The organism is Amycolatopsis sp. 505 (assembly GCF_031625235.1).
In the GTDB taxonomy this organism is placed as follows: Bacteria; Actinomycetota; Actinomycetes; order Mycobacteriales; family Pseudonocardiaceae; genus Amycolatopsis.
Genome location: NZ_JACKQP010000005.1, coordinates 52,429 through 69,191, shown reverse-complemented (window position 1 = coordinate 69,191; position 16,763 = coordinate 52,429). Strand labels below are relative to the sequence as shown.

The window sequence follows — 16,763 nt, the reverse complement described above, 5'->3', positions numbered from 1 at the left end:
GCGGTTGAACGGGAGGCGGGACGGCAGTTCCCGCAGGAAGGACGGCTCGCCATGAAGGTCCGCAGCTCGATCCGTTCGCTCGCCCGCCAGCCGGGCGCCCAGGTCATCCGCCGGGGCACCAAGCTGCTGGTGATCAACAAGGCCAACCCCCGCTCTAAGGCCCGCCAAGGCTGACGCGACACCCCAAAGGCCCCGGAACCACCTCGGTTCCGGGGCCTCACTCGTGCGCCAAAGGTCAACACGCGTGATCAAAGGGTCGACACCCGTGATCAAGGGGTCGACACGCGTGATCAAGCCGCCATCGCCGTGTCGACCCTCCAATCACGTGAGTTGACCCTCCAATCACGCGAGTTGACCCTCCGATCACGCGTGGTGCTCCATGGCGCACCGTGATCAAGCCGGGCCGGCGAGGCCGATGAGGTTGCCCTCCGGGTCGGTGAAGTGGGCGACCACCAGATCTCGCCCCGGTGCTCGGTCCGGGCCCATCCGGCGGGTGCCACCGAGGCGTTCGGCTTCCGCCAGCGCCGCCGCGACGTCCGGGACGCCCACGTAGAACACCACATGACTCTCGTAGGCCGCGCCGCCGCCGACGCCGCCCGGGATGCCGTCCGTCTCCACGAACCCGTAGGCGCCCGGTTGCGACACCTCCTCCGAGACCGGCCCGGATGTGTCGAACTCCCAGCCGAACAGCCGGCCGTAGTACCCGCGCAGCCGCGCCGGGTCGGTTCCGATGATCTCGAAGTGCACGACTGGCCGGCCCATGACCGTTCCTTCCCGTCGACTTTCGGACCGTCCGACCGTACGCCCATCGAGTTGTTAAAAACAACCACAACGTTGTATCTTGAAACCATGCCGACGAGCCGCAGCTACGGGGACGCGTGCACGATCGCCCGTGCCCTGGACGTCGTCGGGGAACGCTGGGCTCTGCTTGTGGTGCGCGAGCTGCTTCTCGGGCCGCAGCGGTTCTCCGACGTCCGCCGCGCGCTCCCCGGCGCCAGCTCGAACCTGATCACCGACCGGCTCCGCGAGCTCGAGCGCCGCGGCGTCGTGACGCGCCGGCAGTTGCCACCCCCGGCCGCTTCGACGGTCTACGAGCTCACCGGCTGGGGCCGCGAACTGGAGCCGGTCGTCCTCGCGCTGGGCGCGTGGGGCGCGCGAGTCCCGCTCCCCAGGCCCGCTTCCCTCGGCGTCACGTCCGTGCTGCTGTTCCTCCGCGAGTCCGCCCACCCGCGCAGCACCGCGTGCTACCGGGTCGAACTGGACGCTCGCGTGTGGACGGTCCGCACCGAGCCGGGCCGGCTGACGATCGAGCCGGGCGAGCCCGGCGCCCCGGACGCGACGATCCGGACCGATCCCTCGACGCTGAACGCCCTGCTCGACCGGCCTCACGACCTCGAGAAGGCCATCGCCGAGGGCAAAGTGACGCTCGACGGCGACCGGAACGCGGTCCGCAGGCTGCTGCGCGAGCACGAAAGCTGAGAACGTCAGCCCGCGCGGCCGAACCGCAGCACGCCGTCGTTCACGCGGTTGAACCGCATGTCCGCCAGGTCCAGCAAATAGTTCTGCCGCATCATCCACGGCCGTCGCCCGCCTTGCTTCGGCAAGTCCGGGGCGGCCCGCTTGATGTATCCCGACTGCAGGTCCACGATCGGCCGCGGCCGGCCCGCGTCCGCCGCCGATGCCGCGTCCGGCACGCAGAACGCGAACCCGTGCCGGTCCAGGTACGCCAGCAGGCGGCACACGTACTGCGACGCCAGGTCCGCCCGCAGCGTCCACGAGCTGTTCGTGTACCCCACGCACCACGCCAGGTTCGGCACCCCGCCGAACATCGTGCCCTTGTACGCCCGCTGCTCCCCCGGCTCGATCGCCCGCCCGTCGACCGTCAAAGCGATCCCGCCGAACGCCACCAGCCGCAGGCCCGTCGCCGTCACGATGACGTCCGCCGGCAACGAGCGACCCGATTCCAGCGCGACGCCGGACGACGTGAACCGCGCGATCCGGTCCGTCACGATGTCCGCCTGACCGGACCGCAACGCGCGGAACAGGTCGGCGTCCGGCACCAGGCACAGCCGCTGGTCCCACGGGTCGTACGACGGCACGAAGTGCGGGTCCACCGGGATCGACGCCGGCAGCTGCGCCGCCACCCGCTTGCGCAACGCCAGCGACGCCCGGCCCGGCAAGCGCCGCATCAGCTGGAAGAAGAACGTCCCCATCACCACGTTCTTGCCGCGGACCACCCGGTGCGCCGGCTTCTCCGGCAGCAGCGCCCGGATCCGGTCGGCCAGCGCGTCGCGCCCGGGCCGCGCCACGATGTACGACGGTGAACGCTGCAGCATCGTCACGTGCGAGGCGCGCGACGCCAGCGCCGGGACCAGCGTCACCGCCGTCGCGCCGCTGCCGATCACCACGATCCGCTTGTCCGTGTAGTCCAGCGAATCCGGCCAGTGCTGCGGGTGCACGATCTCGCCGGCGAACTCCGCACGGCCTGGGAAGTCGACGACGTGCCCGGACTCGTACGAGTAGTAACCACTGCACAGGTACAGGAACCGGCAGGTGAACGTGGCGCCGTGCGCGGTCGTGACCGTCCACCGCGCGTCCGGCGACGACCACGACGCCTGCGTCACCCGGTGCCCGAAGCGGATGTGTTCGGTCACGCCGAAAGCCGCGGCCGTCGAGCGGATGTAGCTCAGGATCGACGGCCCGTCCGCGATCGCTTTCGGGTCCTTCCACGGCCGGAACGGGTAACCGAGGGTGAACATGTCCGAATCGGACCGGATGCCCGGATACCGGAAGAGGTCCCAGGTTCCGCCGATCGTGTCACGCGCTTCGAGCACCGCGTACGTCTTGCCCGGCAGCCGCTCCCGCAGCCGGCAGGCCGCGCCGACGCCGGACAGGCCGGCGCCCACGATCAGGACGTCCACGTGCTCGGCGGCGCTCATGCCCGGCAGCCTAACCGAGGTGGGGACCCCGCCGGACCGGGTCGGGGCACCGGCCCGGCGGGGAAGCCTGCTTACACCAGGACGACCTTGGTCGCGCCGAACGTGCCCTTCAGCGGCACCTCCACGGCCCGGCCCCGCACCGTGATCGTGACGCTGTCCTGCAGCTGCGTCGGATCCGACACCGCAAGCTGCGTCCGCGCGCCGCACCGCCCGATCGCCACCGACGCCGGGCCCGACACGCTGACGTCGCCGACCGAGCCCGCCGCGAAGAAGTTCGCCAGCACTGTGCCGCCGGTCACGCGGATCGCCTGCACCACCGGGGTGTTCGCCAGCACGCGCCACGCCCAGGACGCCGTGAGCGTGTCGATCACCGAAGCGCCCGGCAGCACCGCGTACGCGTACTTCGCGTCCGTCGGCTTGACGCCGTGCTCGAGGACCAGCTTCTGGTAGCGGCGGGTGTTCGGCGTCGTCGTGCCCTTGGTGTTGGCGCCGGTGTCGATGTCGCGCCACGCGCCTGTCCGGTCTTCGCGCAGCGCCGTCACCGAAGCGTCGTCCAGGAGCAGGTACCCGCCGACGTTCTCCAGGTGCACCCAACGCGGCTTTCGCAGTGCGGATGCTTTCCCCAGGTCGGTCGGAAGGCGCCGGCCGTCGGCCAGCAGCGTCCCGCGGCCGCCCTCGCCGAGGTTGCGGTTCTCGATCGTCGTGCGGACCGCGTAGCCGGACGTGCTGGTGATGCCGGCGCCGAGGCAGACGATCCCGTCCGGGGTGAAGAACCACGACTTCTTCGCGACCAGCGAGCCGTCCCAATTCTTGAAGTCGAACGCGCTCGTGCCGTGCCGCGCGTCCCAGCGGACGCCGCCGGTGTGCGCGTTCGGGCCCACCGGCACGCCGCCGAACTTGGGGTCGACCGGGCCGTCGTGCTCGGTCGTGCCGGGCAGCAGCAGCGGGTCGACCGTCGGCCAGTAGGCGTCGGTGTAGTGGCCTTTGGCGTTCGGCAGGAACGTGTACAGCACGCCGTCGCCGACGTGGTAGCCCTTGAGGTTCTGGCCGTTGATGGCTTCGTAGCGCGAAATCCGCGTCGAGCTGACGCCCAGCGAGGCCGACCAGCCGTCGGTGATGTGGACCAGCCTGTCCTGCTGGCCGAAGACCCGGTGCGTCGCCTCGATGCGCGCCGGGCGCACCCCCGACGCGAGCATGTCCTGCGCGAACTCGATGCCCGGCGTCGCCACCAGGTCCGGGCCGGGCGCGAACCGCTCCGGGTCCGGGATCTTCAGGAAGGGCGCGAACGTGCCTTCCTTGAGCCACTTCGCGGCCAGCGCGTTGAGGTCGGTCTTGGTCTTGCCCGAGGCCGTCCGGGCCAGCACCAGCGTCGCGACGGTGAGCTGGTGGCCGATGTCGTGGCCGGTCTCCCCTTGGCGTGACAGCATCCGGCCGCGCACCGGTTCCATCAGCGCGCCCGCGTAGACGAAGGGGGCGAAGCTGTCCGCGACGAGCGCGTAGATCTTGTCCTTCAGCGGCTGCGGGAGCGCGTACTCGGTGCCCTGGGTGACGTGGATGGCGCCGGCGAGCGCGGTCAGCAGCACGATGCCGTAGTGGCCGGGGTACGGGATGGTGTCGTGCTGGATGAACGAGCCGTCGACGTGGAAGCCGTCGCCGGCCGCGCGGTCCAGCTTCGCGACGACGCTCGCCGCGCCCCCGCCGGCGACGTCGGTGAGGGCGTCGATGCCGGTCTTGATCCACGCCGTGTCGCCGAGCATGGCGCCCGAAACGATCGAGATGAGCGCTTTGTCGGCACGGTTGGCGCCGGTTTCGATCACCGACGCGTTGTTCGCGCGCAGGTTCGGGTTGCCGACGAACCGCTTGACGGGCTTGAGGTAGCGCGCGAGCTGCTCGGGGGTGAGCTGGTCGGCGACCACCGACAGCGTGTGCAGCAGGTAGTACGGGATGCCGATCTCGTAGGTGTACCAGTTGCCGATCTCGCCGACGTTTTCGTTGTACTGGCTGGCGTAGATGAGTTCCAGCGCGGTCTTGACGCGGTCGAGCACGACCGGGTCACCGGACAGCGCGCCGCCCGGCGTGCCCCAGTCGACGGCGATCGCCCGCAGCCGCGCGTACATCGACGTCGTGTAGTCGCTGCCGGGACCGAGCGGCAGATCCGTCCACAGTGGAGCACCACCGCCGGCGACGGACAGGCTGGCGTTGTAGGCCTTGGCGACCCGGCCGAGGTTGGCCAGTGCCTCGGTCCGTTCGGGCGACGGCCGGTTGATACCGGTCTGCAGCTGCCGGTAGGCGGCGACGATCGGCGCGGTCGCGGCGGGCACGGCGCCGGCCGGTTGTGCGCCGGCCGCGGGTTTCGCCGCGGGCGCGGCGAAGGCCGGGCGGGTCAGGAGCACGGTGGAGGCGGCCGCCAGGGCACCACCGCGCAGGGCATTTCTCCGGTTCACGGGCATGGCAATGCCTCCCAGGAAGACATCCTCGGCTTACGGGGGAACGGGGATTCAGTTGTGCGGCGGCGGATTTTCGGGGGTCACCTTCGGGACATGTCCCGAAGGTGACCCCCCACGGCAACGGAAACTGTCGGTGCCGAGCGGTAAAGTGGAACCGGGGGGCGCCCCCGGCGGGTCCGCACCATCAGTGGTTCTGGTGGTGCGATCGGGTCAGCGGGAGCCGTCGGTGCGGCGGGGCAGCTGCCAGGGGTTGGCCTCCTGCAGGGGTTCGGGCAACAGCGCGTCCGGGAAGCCCTGCCAGGCGATCGGGCGCAGGAACCGCTCGATCGCCGCGGTGCCGACCGAGGTCGTCGTCGGGGCCGTCGTGGCCGGGTACGGGCCGCCGTGCTGCTGGGCCCAGCTCACCGTCACCCCGGTGGGCCAGTCGTTCCACAGCAGCCGGCCGGCGATGCGGGCCAGCGCTGGCAGCACCGGCCGCAGCCAGTCCACATCGGACTCCTCGCCGTGGATCGTGGCGGTGAGCCCCGGTTCGATCACCTCCAGCAGGCGCAGCAGCTCGGCCTGGTCGGCGTACGTGACGATCAGCGACGCCGGCCCGAAGCACTCCTCGTGCACCGTGGTGCCGCCCTCGAGGAACTGCTTGCCGGTCGTCGCCAGCAGCGTCGGGGTGAACGCCGGCGCGGACGAAGGCGACGACGACACGACCTCGACGCCCGGAACCTCTCGCAGCTCGGACAGCCGGGAAGAGAACCCGGCCGCGATCCGGTCGTTCAGCATCGGCTGGGCGGGAGCCCCGTCGAGAGCCGCGCGCAGCGTCTCGGTCAGGTTGTGGTCCGCAGGCAGGAACAGCAGGCCCGGCTTGGTGCAGAACTGCCCCGCACCGAGGGTGAACGACCCGGCGTACCCCTTGGCCACGGCTTCCCCGCGCGCGGCCACCGCGGCCTCGGTCACCACGACCGGGTTGACGCTGCCCAGCTCGCCGTAGAACGGGATCGGCCGCGGCCGCGCGTTGGCGATGTCGAACAACGCCCGCCCGCCCGGGATCGAACCGGTGAACGACGCCGCCGCGATCCGGGGGTCCTTCAGGGCCGTGACGCCTTCGTCCTGGCCGAAGATCACGTTGAACAGGGCCGCCGGAGCGCCCGCCTTGATCAGGGCTTCGCGCACGATCGAGCCGGTCTGCGCGGACAGCTCCGGGTGCCCCGGGTGGGCCTTGAGGACCACCGGGCAGCCCGCCGCCAGCGCGGACGCCGTGTCGCCGCCCGCGACGCTGAACGCGAACGGGAAGTTGCTGGCCGCGAACACCAGCACCGGCCCGATCGCGGTCTTGACGCGGCGGATGTCCGGGCGCGGGCCCATCGGCCAGTCCGGGTCGGCGTGGTCGACGGTGGCGCCGAGGTACTCGCCGTCCGCCAGGACCTCCGCGAACAGGCGCAGCTGGAACGTCGTGCGCTTCAGCTCGCCGGCCAGCCGTGGGGTTTCCGGCAGGTGCGTCTCGGCGTGCGCCAGCGGGACCAGTTCGCCCGCGGCGGCGTCGAGGGCGTCGGCGACGGCGGTCAGCCAGCCGGCGCGTTCGGCCGGGGTCGCCTCGGCGGCGGGACGGGCGGCTTCGGCGGCTCCCGCCAGGATCTTCTCGAGCGTGGCGGCATCGGTGGCCTGGCTCATCGGTGGAACAGCTCCTCAGTTCTCATGGGCGGCGGTGGTGGCCGTTTCCAGGTCGGGCCAGCGACCCGGTCCGGCCAGGCCGAGGTGGTACAGGTGCAGCTCGGCGGCACCCGCCTTGGCCAGCTCGCCGACGTAGGCGGCGATGTCCGGCACCGGCGCGGCGGCGACCGCCGTGATGTAGCTGGCGATCGCGACCCGCTCGGGCAAGGCCTCCCGGGCCGCCGCGACGGCCTCGGCACCCGTGGCGGGCACCCACCCGAACAATACGACCGCGTCGACGTCGTCCGCAGCGGACGGCGTCAGCCCCGGCAACGCGCCGGTGACCCAGGGGTCCACCGCGCCGTGCAGCACGACCCGGGTGCCCGGTGGCAGCGTGGCCAAAACCGCGGCCCGCAGGGCATCGGTGGCCTGCTGCCGGCCCCGCAGCAGCTGCTGGGTCAACGACGGCGGCAGCCGGTCGCGGGTGATCCCCAGATCACCGGTGGCCAGCAGCCGCCGGACCTCCTCGACGAGCTGCGCCCGGACCGTCTCCGCGTCGACGTCCCACGCGGCCGCGCAGGCCTCGCAGCAGCAGATCGACAGCAGCCGGGCCACCGCGGGCGCCCACACGCCGTCGGTCTTCTCGTGCTGGTGCTGGTGGATCGCCCCGAGCGGCCCGCAGGCTTCGAGGATCACCGACGACAGCTCCAGCCCGGCGACCGAATTCGCGACCACGGCCGCGGCGTACTCGCGCACGGCGGGCTGCGACGGGCACAGCGCCCACGGGTAAGGCTCGCCGAAGCAGTTGCGCACCATGACGTCCGGGTGCTCGTACCCCAGCTGCGAGTTGTGGGTCAGGACGATCCACGCCGCGGCCGGAATCCCGGCTTCGGTGAGCAGCCGGACGGCGTCGCCCCCGGAATCCGGAGACGCCACCCAGTCCGGAGTGGACGGACGCAGCTCGCCCCACCCGTCGGTCACCGGCCGGTAGAACGCCGCGTGCCGCGCCACCACCGCCGTGCGGGACGGCGACCACGGTGTCGCCGCGCGGGCGCTGTGGTACGACAGCGCCACGGCCACCTCGTCGACGCCGAGCGCCCGGACCCGCGCCACGAAATCGGGTTCGACGACGTCCCAGGGGTAGGCGTATCCCGTCACCTTCACCGGTTCACCACCTCGCCGTGTTCGCTTCGAACCCGGGCACGTACTTCCGCATGTAGGTCCCGTCATCGCGCTTGGTCAGTCCACATCGGACGTAGTTCTCGTGCAGGCGGGCCAGCGCGTCCTCGTCGAGCGTGATCCCGAGCCCCGGCGTCGCCGGCACCGCGACGGCGCCCTCGCGGAACTCCAGCACGCCCGGCTCGATGACGTCCTCGACCTTCCACGGCCAGTGCGTGTCGCACGCGTAGGTCAGGTGCGGCGTCGCCGCGGCGACCTGCACCATCGCGGCCAGGCTGATCCCGAGGTGGCTGTTGGAGTGCATCGACAGGCCGACGCCGAAGCTTTCGCACGTCACCGACAGCGACTGCGTGGCCCGCAGCCCGCCCCAGAAGTGGTGGTCGGACAGCAGGACGCCGATCGCCCGCGCCCGGAAGCCCGGTTCGACGTCGCCGAAGTTGACCACGCACATGTTGGTCGCCAGCGGCATGGACGCCTCGGCCGCCACCTGGGCCATGCCGTCGATGCCCGGCGTCGGGTCCTCCAGGTACTCCAGGACGCCGTCGAGCTCGCGAGCGACCCGGATGCCCGTTTCGACCGTCCAGGCGCCGTTCGGGTCGATCCGCAGCGGGCTCCCGGGGAACGCCTCGGCCAGCGCGCGGACGCCGTCGACCTCCTGCGCGGGCTCGAAGACGCCGCCCTTGAGCTTGATCGAGCGGAAGCCGTACTCGTCGAACATCCGCTTCGCCGACCCGACCAGCGTCTCGGGCGTGGTGATCTCGCCCCAGGAGTCCTCGCGGCCGTCGATGTGCTTGCCGTACTTGTAGAACAGGTAGGCGGAGAACTCGACGGCGTCGCGCGCCTTGCCGCCGAGCAGGTCGGTGACCGGACGGCCCAGGTAGTGCCCCTGCGCGTCCAGGCAGGCGACCTCGAACAGCGAGTACACGCTCGCGACGGTCTTGCGGATCGAGAAGCCGCCGATCAAGCCGTGCGCGTCGGTCAGCACCGTGTCCGACAGCGCTTCGGCGACCAGGCGCTGCAGGCCGGGAAGGTCGAACACGTCGTGGCCGCGCAGCCGCGGCAGCACCCTGCGCACCTCGCCCAGGAAGGCGTCGTCACCGTAGGACTCGCCGAGCCCGACGATCCCGTCCTCGCACTTGACCTGGACGACGCTGCGCAGCGCGAACGGCTCGTGCACGCCCATGACGTTGAGCAGCGGCGGGTCCGCGAACGCGACCGGGGTCAGCACCACGTCGAGGATCTGCATCAGCCGAGCCCCTTCAGGGTCACGAAGCCGTCCTCCACGACCTTCTCCAGCCGGTGGATCTGTTCCGGGGTCGGCTCGACCAGCGGCGGCCGGACCGGGCCGACCTTGTCGCCGCGCAGCCGGGCGGCGGCCTTCACGAGCGAGACGGCGAAGCCGGGCGTCTCGTCCCGCAACGCCACCAGCGGCAGGTAGAACCCGGTCAGCAGGGCGTCCATCACGCGTGTGTCGCCTTCGCCGAGCGCGCGGTGGAAGCGGTGCGCGATCTCCGGCGCGAAGCAGTGCACCGCCGAGGAATAGCGGGCGACGCCGATCGCGGCGTACGCCTTGGCCGAGACCTCCGCGGTCGGCAACCCGTTGAAGAACAGGAAGTTCCGCGCGCGTTCGGTGTCCAGCGAGCGGATGGTGGTGACGATCCGGGTCATGCACTCGACGTCGCCGTAGCCGTCCTTCAGGCCCACCACCGACGGGATGTCGAGCAGGGCGGCCGCGGCCGGCGCGGTGAACACGCCGGTGCCGCGGTGGTAGACGATGACCGGCACGGACGAGTCGCCGACGGCGTACCGCACGAAGTCGACCAGGCCCGACGAAGGACCGGTGACCAGGTACGGCGGCAGCAGCAGGACGCCGTCCGCGCCGCCGGCCTGGGCCGCCGCGATGCCGGCCCGCGCCGACGCCGCGCCGCCCCCGGCGCCCACCCAGACCGGGACGCGGCCGTCGGCCACCTCCCGGGCCCGGGTGAGCACCGAGGTGACCTCGGCGGGCGAGAGCGAGCTGAACTCGCCGGTGCCGCACGCGACGAACAGCGCACCGGCGCCCGCCGCGATGTGGCTCTCCACGTTCTCCGCGAGCGCGTCGAGGTTGACCTCGAGGTCCTCGGTGAACGGGGTGAGGGGGAACGCCAGCAGGCCGTCCAGCTCGATCTCGTTCTGTGCCATCAGTTTCCGCTCTCTTGTCCTGTTTCGGTTCGGCCGGGTGTGGCCTGCGTCAGGCGGGCACGGTCGTGCCTTCCTGCTTGCGGTCGACGTCGTCGTCGGCGGTGTTCACGGTGTCGACGATCTCATCGGCGGCCGCGCTGCGCTCGGGGGCGAGCAGTCCGAGGCCGATGTAGAGCGCGAGCGAAACGAGGATCGGGGTGGCGACGAGCACGGTCTGGTTCGCCTTGAAGACGTAGTACACCAGCGCGTAGTCGATCAGGCCGCCCGCCCAGGAGATCAGCGCCGCGCGCGGGCCGCACTTGCGGAACCACGGCAGCATGCCCAGCAGCAGCGGGATGGAGATCGGGCCCATCAGCGCGGCGACCCAGTTGACGACGATCTGCAGCACGCCGCCGAGGTTCTGCGCCTGGGTGGCCACGAGCATGGTCAGCGCGACGAACACGACCGTGGTGATCCGGGCCGCCTTGAGGCCCTGGACGTCGGTCCACTGGCGGGCGCGGCGGAACATCGCCGGGATCATGTCGCGGGTGATCACCGCGGAGATCGCGTTGGCGTCGGAGGAGACCATCGCCATGGTGTGCGAGAAGATGCCGGCCAGCACCAGGCCGATCAGGCCCGGCGGCAGGAACGTCGTGGTCATGATCGCGTAGGACTGCGTCGGGTCCTTGACGCCGGGGATGAGCAGCGGCGCGGCGAACATCGGGAACATCAGCACCAGCGGCCACAACAGGTACAACGCGGACGAAAGCCGCGCACCCCGCTTGGCCTCGTGGGTGTTCGGCGCGGCCATGTACCGCTGCGCCAGGTTCCACATGCCTCCGTTGTACTCCAGCGTCTTCACCAGCACGTAGACGAGCAGGAAGATGGTGGTGTACTTGGACGTCACCGGGTCGACGTGGCCTTCGGGCAGCTTGTCCCACATCGTCCAGAGCGCCGAGATGCCGCCCAGCTTGCCCAGCACCACCACGATCATCACGATCGCGGCGATGGCCTGGATGACGAACTGGCCGAAGTCGGTGAGCGCGTCGGCCCACAGGCCGCCGATGGTGCAGTAGACCAGGGTGACCGCGCCGGTGATGAGGATGCCGAGGTTGTAGTCCAGGCCGGCGAAGACGTGCAGCAGGGTCGCGACGGCGAACCACTTGGCCGCGATGTCGAAGATCTTCAGCAGGCTGCCGCTCCAGGCGAGCGCCTGCTGCGTCGGCACGTTGTAGCGCTTGGCCAGGTACTCCAGCGGCGAGGCGACGCCGAGCTTCGAACGCAACCGGTTCCAGCGGGCGGCGAACAGCCAGCTGCCGATGCCCACGCCGATGCCGATGCTGGCGAAGCCCCAGAAGTACACGGTCACGCCGGTGGTGTACGCAACGCCCGCGTACGCGACGAAGAGCACGGCGCTGTAGCCGGACATGTGGTGCGAGATGCCGGCCAGCCACCACGGCATCCGGCCACCGGCGGTGAAGAAGTCCTTCACGTCGCTGATCCTCTTGTGCGACCACCAGCCGATCACGATCATCAGCGCGAAGTACGCGCAGATCATCGTCCAGTCGAGTGCGTGCACCGCAGGCTCCCTTCCGCGTCCACGTCGATGCGGTCTTGCTGTTCACATCTATGAACAGAGTCTGTTATAGTGATTATGTTCATCCATAAGAACGATGTTCGGGACGCTAATATGGCCGGGGTCACAAGTCAACGGCCGGACGGAGGAGCACAAATGCCGCAGAAGGTGGACAACCCGGCGGCAGCCGACGGTGCCCCCGCCACGGAGTCCTCGGGCGTCAAGTCCGCGCGCCGGGCCGTCGACCTCATCGAGACCTTCGCGGCGAACGACGTCTGGCTGTCCCTGTCGGACCTGCACGCGCGCACCGGCTTCCCGCGCTCGTCGCTGCACGGCCTGTTGCGGACGCTCCTGGAGGCCGGCTGGCTGGAGGCGGACGCGAACACCGCCCGCTACCGCCTCGGCGTCCGCGCGCTGATCTGCGGCACTGCGTACCTGGACCGCGACGCCGTCGTCCCGTTCGCCACCGAGGCGCTGGAGCGCATCCGGGAGAAGACCGGCTTTACAGCGCACTTCGCGCGCCGCAACGGCACCGAGGTCGTCTACCTGGAGACACGCGAGTCGCAGCGGTCGACGCACCTCGTCTCCCGCGTCGGGCGCACGCTGCCCGCGCACGCGACCGCGCTGGGCAAGGCGCTGCTGGCCGAGCTGACGCACGACGAGATCGAAGCGCTGATGCCGCCGACGCTGACCGCGCTGACCCCGAACACCATCACCACGCTCGAGGGCCTGCACGCCGAGTGCGCCGCGACGCGCGAGCGCGGATACGCCGCCGAGGTCGAGGAAGGCACGCTGGGCGTCCGGTGCGTCGCCGCGGTGATCCCCTACCGCATCCCGGGCACCGACGCGATCAGCTGCTCGATGCCCATCGCCCAGGTGAGCGACGACGACGCCCGCCGCGTCGGCGAGCTGCTCGCCGAGACCACCGCCGAGCTCGGCCAGCAGCTGCGCCGGGCCGGCATCCGTTAACCCTTCTGTGTGAGAGGAACCCCATGACGGACCAGCGTGTGCTCATCACCGGGTCGGCGGGTGTCGTCGGCACCCTGATGCGCCCCCGCCTGCGGCGCCCGGGCCGGGTGCTGCGCCTGCTCGACCTGGCCCCGCAGACGGCTTCGGACGAGTCCGAAGAGGTCGTGACGGCGTCGGTGACCGACCCGACGGCGATGGCGGCGGCGTGCGAAGGCGTCGACGCGCTGATCCACCTGGGCGGGCACAGCCGCGAGAACTCGTGGGAGGCCACCCTCGACGTCAACATCAACGGGACCCAGACGGTCCTGGAGACGGCGCGCGCGGCCGGGATCACCCGCGTGATCCTGGCGTCGAGCAACCACGCGGTCGGCTTCCGCAGGGTGGATTCCGACCTCCCGGCGGACTCGTCCCCGCGCCCGGACACGTATTACGGCGTCTCGAAGGCGGCGATCGAGGCACTGGGGAGCCTGTACCACTCCCGGTTCGGCATGGACGTGATCGTGATCCGCATCGGCTCGTGCTTCGAGACGCCGTTGCCGCTGGGTCCCCGAGGCTTGACGACCTGGCTGTCCCCGGACGACGGCGCGCGCCTGTTCGAGGCCTGCCTCTCGGCGCCTTCCCCGGGCTACCGCCTGATCTGGGGCGTCTCGGACAACACGCGTCGCATTTACTCGCTCGAGGAGGCGGAAGCCTTGGGCTACAAGTCGTTGGACGACGCGGAGGTGTACGCGGACCAGCTGGCGGACAAGCCGGCACCGACCGGCCCGGCGGCCGAGTACGTCGGAGGCCCGTTCTGCACGGCGCCCCTGGGAGTGTTCAACCCGCTCTGACACCCGCTCTCAATGCACCAGCGTGGCCGGCACCGACGGCGCCATCGCCATCCGGCCCGTCGTGTGCTGGTACCGGCGCACGATGTCACGACACCGGGATCGGCACCCGACCCGCCGTTCGGCCTGCAACAGCCGGTTGCGCCGCGGCGGCGGGAACGCGGCGGCGAGGCGGGCTAGCATCACCGAGCCCCGGCGGCGAACCTTCGGTGAGTTCCGACGGCCGACCTTCGGTGAGCCCCGACGGCCCACCTTCGGCGAGTCCCGACGGCCAACCCCCGGCGAGTTCCGACGGCGGCCCCTCCGCGAGCCCGAGCAGCGAGTGTTCGCCGGCGCCACCGGGCCCCGGCCGCGCCCCTTCGGCGAGCGCGAGCCGCAAGTGCTCACCGCCGGGCCCTTCGGTGAGCGCGAGCAGCAGGTGTTCGCTGCCGACCCGCGCGTGCCCGAACTCCCGGGCCAGCGCGCACGCCCGGTTCATCGCCCGCCCCACTGCGGGGTGGTCCCCCTGGAACATCAGTCCTCCCGGCCGCGGTGCTTGCGGTGCACGGTCTGCTTGGTGACGCCGAGCCGCTCGGCGATGTCCTGCCACGACCAGCCGGCCCGCCTCCAGTTGCTCGGCCAGGCGCCGCAGCCGGGCGACCGCCCGCAACGCGATGTCGGGGTCGGCGCTGCGCACCGTGTGCCGCCCCTTGGTACTAGTACCTTCGCGGCTTCCCCCACCTCGAAACCGCCGCCAGGGTTACCGCATGATCTTGAAATCCCGCCGCGCCCGGAAGTGGGCGATCGTCGTGGCGAGCGTGCTGGTCGTCGTGCTCGCCGGGGCGGTCACGCTGTTCGAGGTGTCGAAGTCGCCGACCTTCCAGTTCTTCGGCACCCTCGTGGACCGCGTCGACACCACCGAGAAGGTCGTCGCCCTCACCTTCGACGACGGACCCGATCCCGCGGGGACGAAGACGATCCTCGACACGCTGCACAGCCGTCAGGTGCCCGCGACCTTCTTCCTCATCGGCCGGGACATGGCCGCGCACCCGGACCTCGCCCGGGACATCGCCGCCGCCGGGCACGAGCTCGGCAACCACAGCTTCCGCCACGACCGGATGATCGGCGTGACGCCGTCATGGGTCGCCGACGAGGTCGAAGCCACCGACGCCCTCATCCGCGCGGCCGGGTACTCCGGCGAGATCCTCTTCCGGCCCCCGAACGGCAAGAAGCTCTTCGCCCTGCCGCACTACCTGTCCGAGCACCACCGCACGACGATCACCTGGGACGTCGCACCGGACTCCGACGGCACCCCGGACACCGCCACCGTGGAACGGGCCGTCGTCGACCAGGTCCGGCTGGGCTCGATCGTGCTGCTGCACGCCATGTACGCCTCGCGTGAGCAGACGCGCCGGGCCATCGGGCCGATCCTCGACCAGCTCAAGCAGCGCGGCTTCCGGTTCGTGACCGTGTCGCAGCTGCTGGCAGCCCGACACTGACCACCCACTCGCCGTCCCGCGGGCCGTGGGCCAGCGCTCCCCCGGCCGCCGCGGCCTGCTCGGCGAGCCCGGCCAGCCCGTAGCCGGCACCCACCCGAGGCGTCCCCTTCAGCGCGTTGCGCGCGGTGATCGTCACCCGCGCCCCCACCTCGACGTCGAACCGCAGCCGGACGCCGGGACCGTTGTGGCGCAGGGCGTTCACCGCGGTTTCGGCGATGAACCGCTCGGCGAGCTCCCGCACCGGGGGCGGCAGCGCGGGCAGCACCGGGTCGCGGTCGAGGACCAGCCCCGCGGTGCGCAGGCGGGCCAGCACCTCGGCGAGGTCGGGGGCGCGTTCGGCGTCGTCGCGCAGGTCGTCCAGGGTGCGGCGGACGAGCGTCAGCGCGCCACGGCCGGCGGCCAGGAGCGTGTCGAGGCGGGCTCGGTCGGCGTCGGTCAGGTCGCCGACGGCGCGCAGCGTCTCGGCCTGCACGAGCATGACGGCGGTGGTCTGGGCGAGCGTGTCGTGCAGCCGCCGGGCCGCGCGCTCGGCCCGGTCGGCGAGCGCGCGACGGCGTTCGGCACCCAGCAGCCAGGCCACCGCGCTGATCGTGACGACGAGGAGCGTGCCGTCGAGCGGGCCCTTCGCCGGGTACACCGCCGCGCCGGTGGCGAGCGCCGCCGCGGCCGCGAGCCACCGCTGCGGTGTGCTGTGGAGGGCGAGCAGCACCGGCACGTACATCGTGTTGCGCGGCTGCTCGAGCAGCAGGTGCCCGGCCGTCGCGAGGGTCACCACCACGAGCACGAGGGCCGGCGCGCGGCGCGACCACAGCAGCGGGACGAGCTGGGCGGCGCTGAGCCCGGCGGCGAGCCACCCCTGCTGCGGCGTCCACGCCCCGCTGGCGAAGAACACCGCGGCGACGGCCGCCGTCGTGACAAGAGACTGACGCATGGGCCGACAGTAGAGTGCGGGCATGATCCGGGTGCAGGTCGTCGACGACCACGCGCTGGTGCGCGAGGGCATCGCGCTGATCCTGGACGCGCAGCCGGACCTCGAGGTGGTCGCACGGTACGCGAGCGGCCCGGAGCTGCTGGCGTCGGCGGTACCCGCCGACGTCGTGCTGCTCGACCTGTACCTGCCGGGGATGGACGGCCTCGAAGTCCTGCGCCGGCTCGGTCCCGCGGCGCCTCGGGTCCTGATGCTGACGACGGTCGGCCGGCCACGGGAGATCCGCGAAGCCCTGAGTTCGGGCGCGGCGGGCTTCGTGCTGAAGGACGCTTCGGGCGACGAGCTCGCGGCGGCCGTCCGGGCCGCCCACCACGGCGTGACGGCTTTGAGCCCGGCGGCGGCATCGGCGTTGAGCGGCGGCGGTGCGCTGACACCGCGGGAGCGCGACGTGCTGGAGCTGCTCGGCGAGGGACTGTCCAACAAGGACATAGCGGCCCGGCTGCGGCTGGCGGAGCGGACGGTGAAGGTCCACGTCGGCAACGTGCTGGCCAAGCTCGGCGTGACCAGCCGCACCCAGGCGGCGCTGGTGGCCAGGGATCGCTGAGTGGGCTGCCGG

16 protein-coding genes and 1 pseudogene are annotated in these 16,763 nt (G+C 71.5%); 6 read left to right on the top strand and 11 right to left on the bottom strand.

All coding sequences use genetic code 11. The features are described 5' to 3' along the window. Nucleotides 1–51: 51 nt before the first annotated feature. Nucleotides 52–174 carry a ribosomal protein bL36 gene (locus H5965_RS19385; RefSeq protein WP_310971435.1) on the top strand — a complete coding sequence of 41 codons (123 nt, stop codon included), beginning with the start codon at nt 52–54 and terminating at the stop codon, nt 172–174. Nucleotides 175–393: 219 nt separating this feature from the next. On the opposite strand, the gene H5965_RS19380 is transcribed toward H5965_RS19385, so the two are convergent. Continuing rightward, entirely contained in the window at nt 394–762 is a 369-nt protein-coding gene (locus tag H5965_RS19380) for a VOC family protein (RefSeq protein WP_310971434.1), read from the bottom strand. Between the two features lie 87 nt (nt 763–849). On the opposite strand from H5965_RS19380, the gene H5965_RS19375 reads away from it, so the two are divergent. Continuing rightward, a complete protein-coding gene (locus tag H5965_RS19375) occupies nt 850–1,479 on the top strand; it encodes a winged helix-turn-helix transcriptional regulator (protein ID WP_310971433.1) in 630 nt (209 codons plus the stop codon). 5 nt (nt 1,480–1,484) lie between these two features. Here the strand turns inward: H5965_RS19375 and H5965_RS19370 are convergent, their stop codons facing one another. From H5965_RS19370 to H5965_RS19340, 7 genes are all read right to left on the bottom strand, one after another. Beyond that, entirely contained in the window at nt 1,485–2,939 is a 1,455-nt protein-coding gene (locus H5965_RS19370; RefSeq protein WP_310971432.1) for an NAD(P)/FAD-dependent oxidoreductase, read from the bottom strand. Between the two features lie 71 nt (nt 2,940–3,010). Beyond that, nucleotides 3,011–5,389, bottom strand: a complete 2,379-nt coding sequence (locus tag H5965_RS19365) for a polysaccharide lyase 8 family protein (RefSeq protein WP_310971431.1) — start codon at nt 5,387–5,389, stop codon at nt 3,011–3,013. A 207-nt stretch (nt 5,390–5,596) separates the two neighbouring features. Continuing rightward, nucleotides 5,597–7,051 (bottom strand): aldehyde dehydrogenase (NADP(+)), encoded by a 1,455-nt coding sequence (locus H5965_RS19360; RefSeq protein ID WP_310971430.1) that lies wholly within the window; start codon nt 7,049–7,051, stop codon nt 5,597–5,599. A gap of 15 nt (nt 7,052–7,066) precedes the next feature. Next, on the bottom strand, nt 7,067–8,194 hold the full coding sequence (locus H5965_RS19355; RefSeq protein ID WP_310971429.1) for a hypothetical protein: 1,128 nt from the start codon (nt 8,192–8,194) through the stop codon (nt 7,067–7,069). A gap of 4 nt (nt 8,195–8,198) precedes the next feature. After that, nucleotides 8,199–9,455, bottom strand: a complete 1,257-nt coding sequence (locus tag H5965_RS19350; RefSeq protein ID WP_310971428.1) for a glucarate dehydratase family protein — start codon at nt 9,453–9,455, stop codon at nt 8,199–8,201. Further along, complete coding sequence (locus H5965_RS19345) at nt 9,455–10,390, bottom strand: 5-dehydro-4-deoxyglucarate dehydratase (protein ID WP_310971427.1); 936 nt, start codon at nt 10,388–10,390, stop codon at nt 9,455–9,457. Before H5965_RS19345 ends, H5965_RS19350 begins: the two co-directional genes overlap by 1 nt. A gap of 49 nt (nt 10,391–10,439) precedes the next feature. Next, the gene (locus H5965_RS19340) at nt 10,440–11,948 is read right to left on the bottom strand and encodes a sodium:solute symporter family protein (protein ID WP_310971426.1); all 1,509 of its coding nucleotides are present in this window, start codon (nt 11,946–11,948) and stop codon (nt 10,440–10,442) included. Between the two features lie 153 nt (nt 11,949–12,101). On the opposite strand from H5965_RS19340, the gene H5965_RS19335 reads away from it, so the two are divergent. Together H5965_RS19335 and H5965_RS19330 are read left to right on the top strand one after the other, a co-directional pair. Next, nucleotides 12,102–12,914, top strand: a complete 813-nt coding sequence (locus H5965_RS19335; protein ID WP_310971425.1) for an IclR family transcriptional regulator — start codon at nt 12,102–12,104, stop codon at nt 12,912–12,914. A 23-nt stretch (nt 12,915–12,937) separates the two neighbouring features. Further along, nucleotides 12,938–13,744, top strand: coding sequence for an NAD(P)-dependent oxidoreductase (locus H5965_RS19330; protein ID WP_310971424.1), 807 nt, complete (start codon nt 12,938–12,940; stop codon nt 13,742–13,744). An 85-nt stretch (nt 13,745–13,829) separates the two neighbouring features. Here the strand turns inward: H5965_RS19330 and H5965_RS19325 are convergent, their stop codons facing one another. Both H5965_RS19325 and H5965_RS19320 read right to left on the bottom strand, forming a co-directional pair. Continuing rightward, nucleotides 13,830–14,255 carry a Clp protease N-terminal domain-containing protein gene (locus tag H5965_RS19325; protein WP_310971423.1) on the bottom strand — a complete coding sequence of 142 codons (426 nt, stop codon included), beginning with the start codon at nt 14,253–14,255 and terminating at the stop codon, nt 13,830–13,832. Further along, a pseudogene (locus H5965_RS19320) lies at nt 14,255–14,417 on the bottom strand (helix-turn-helix domain-containing protein). Before H5965_RS19320 ends, H5965_RS19325 begins: the two are co-directional and overlap by 1 nt. Nucleotides 14,418–14,487: 70 nt before the next feature. Between H5965_RS19320 and H5965_RS19315 the strand changes: the two are divergent. Continuing rightward, a complete protein-coding gene (locus tag H5965_RS19315; RefSeq protein WP_310971422.1) occupies nt 14,488–15,219 on the top strand; it encodes a polysaccharide deacetylase family protein in 732 nt (243 codons plus the stop codon). On the opposite strand, the gene H5965_RS19310 is transcribed toward H5965_RS19315, so the two are convergent. After that, on the bottom strand, nt 15,161–16,150 hold the full coding sequence (locus H5965_RS19310; protein ID WP_310971421.1) for a histidine kinase dimerization/phosphoacceptor domain-containing protein: 990 nt from the start codon (nt 16,148–16,150) through the stop codon (nt 15,161–15,163). The genes H5965_RS19315 and H5965_RS19310 overlap by 59 nt on opposite strands. A 22-nt stretch (nt 16,151–16,172) precedes the next feature. Here H5965_RS19310 and H5965_RS19305 point away from each other — a divergent pair, with 22 nt between their 5' ends. Next, nucleotides 16,173–16,751, top strand: a complete 579-nt coding sequence (locus H5965_RS19305) for a response regulator transcription factor (protein WP_310971420.1) — start codon at nt 16,173–16,175, stop codon at nt 16,749–16,751. Nucleotides 16,752–16,763 lie beyond the last annotated feature (12 nt).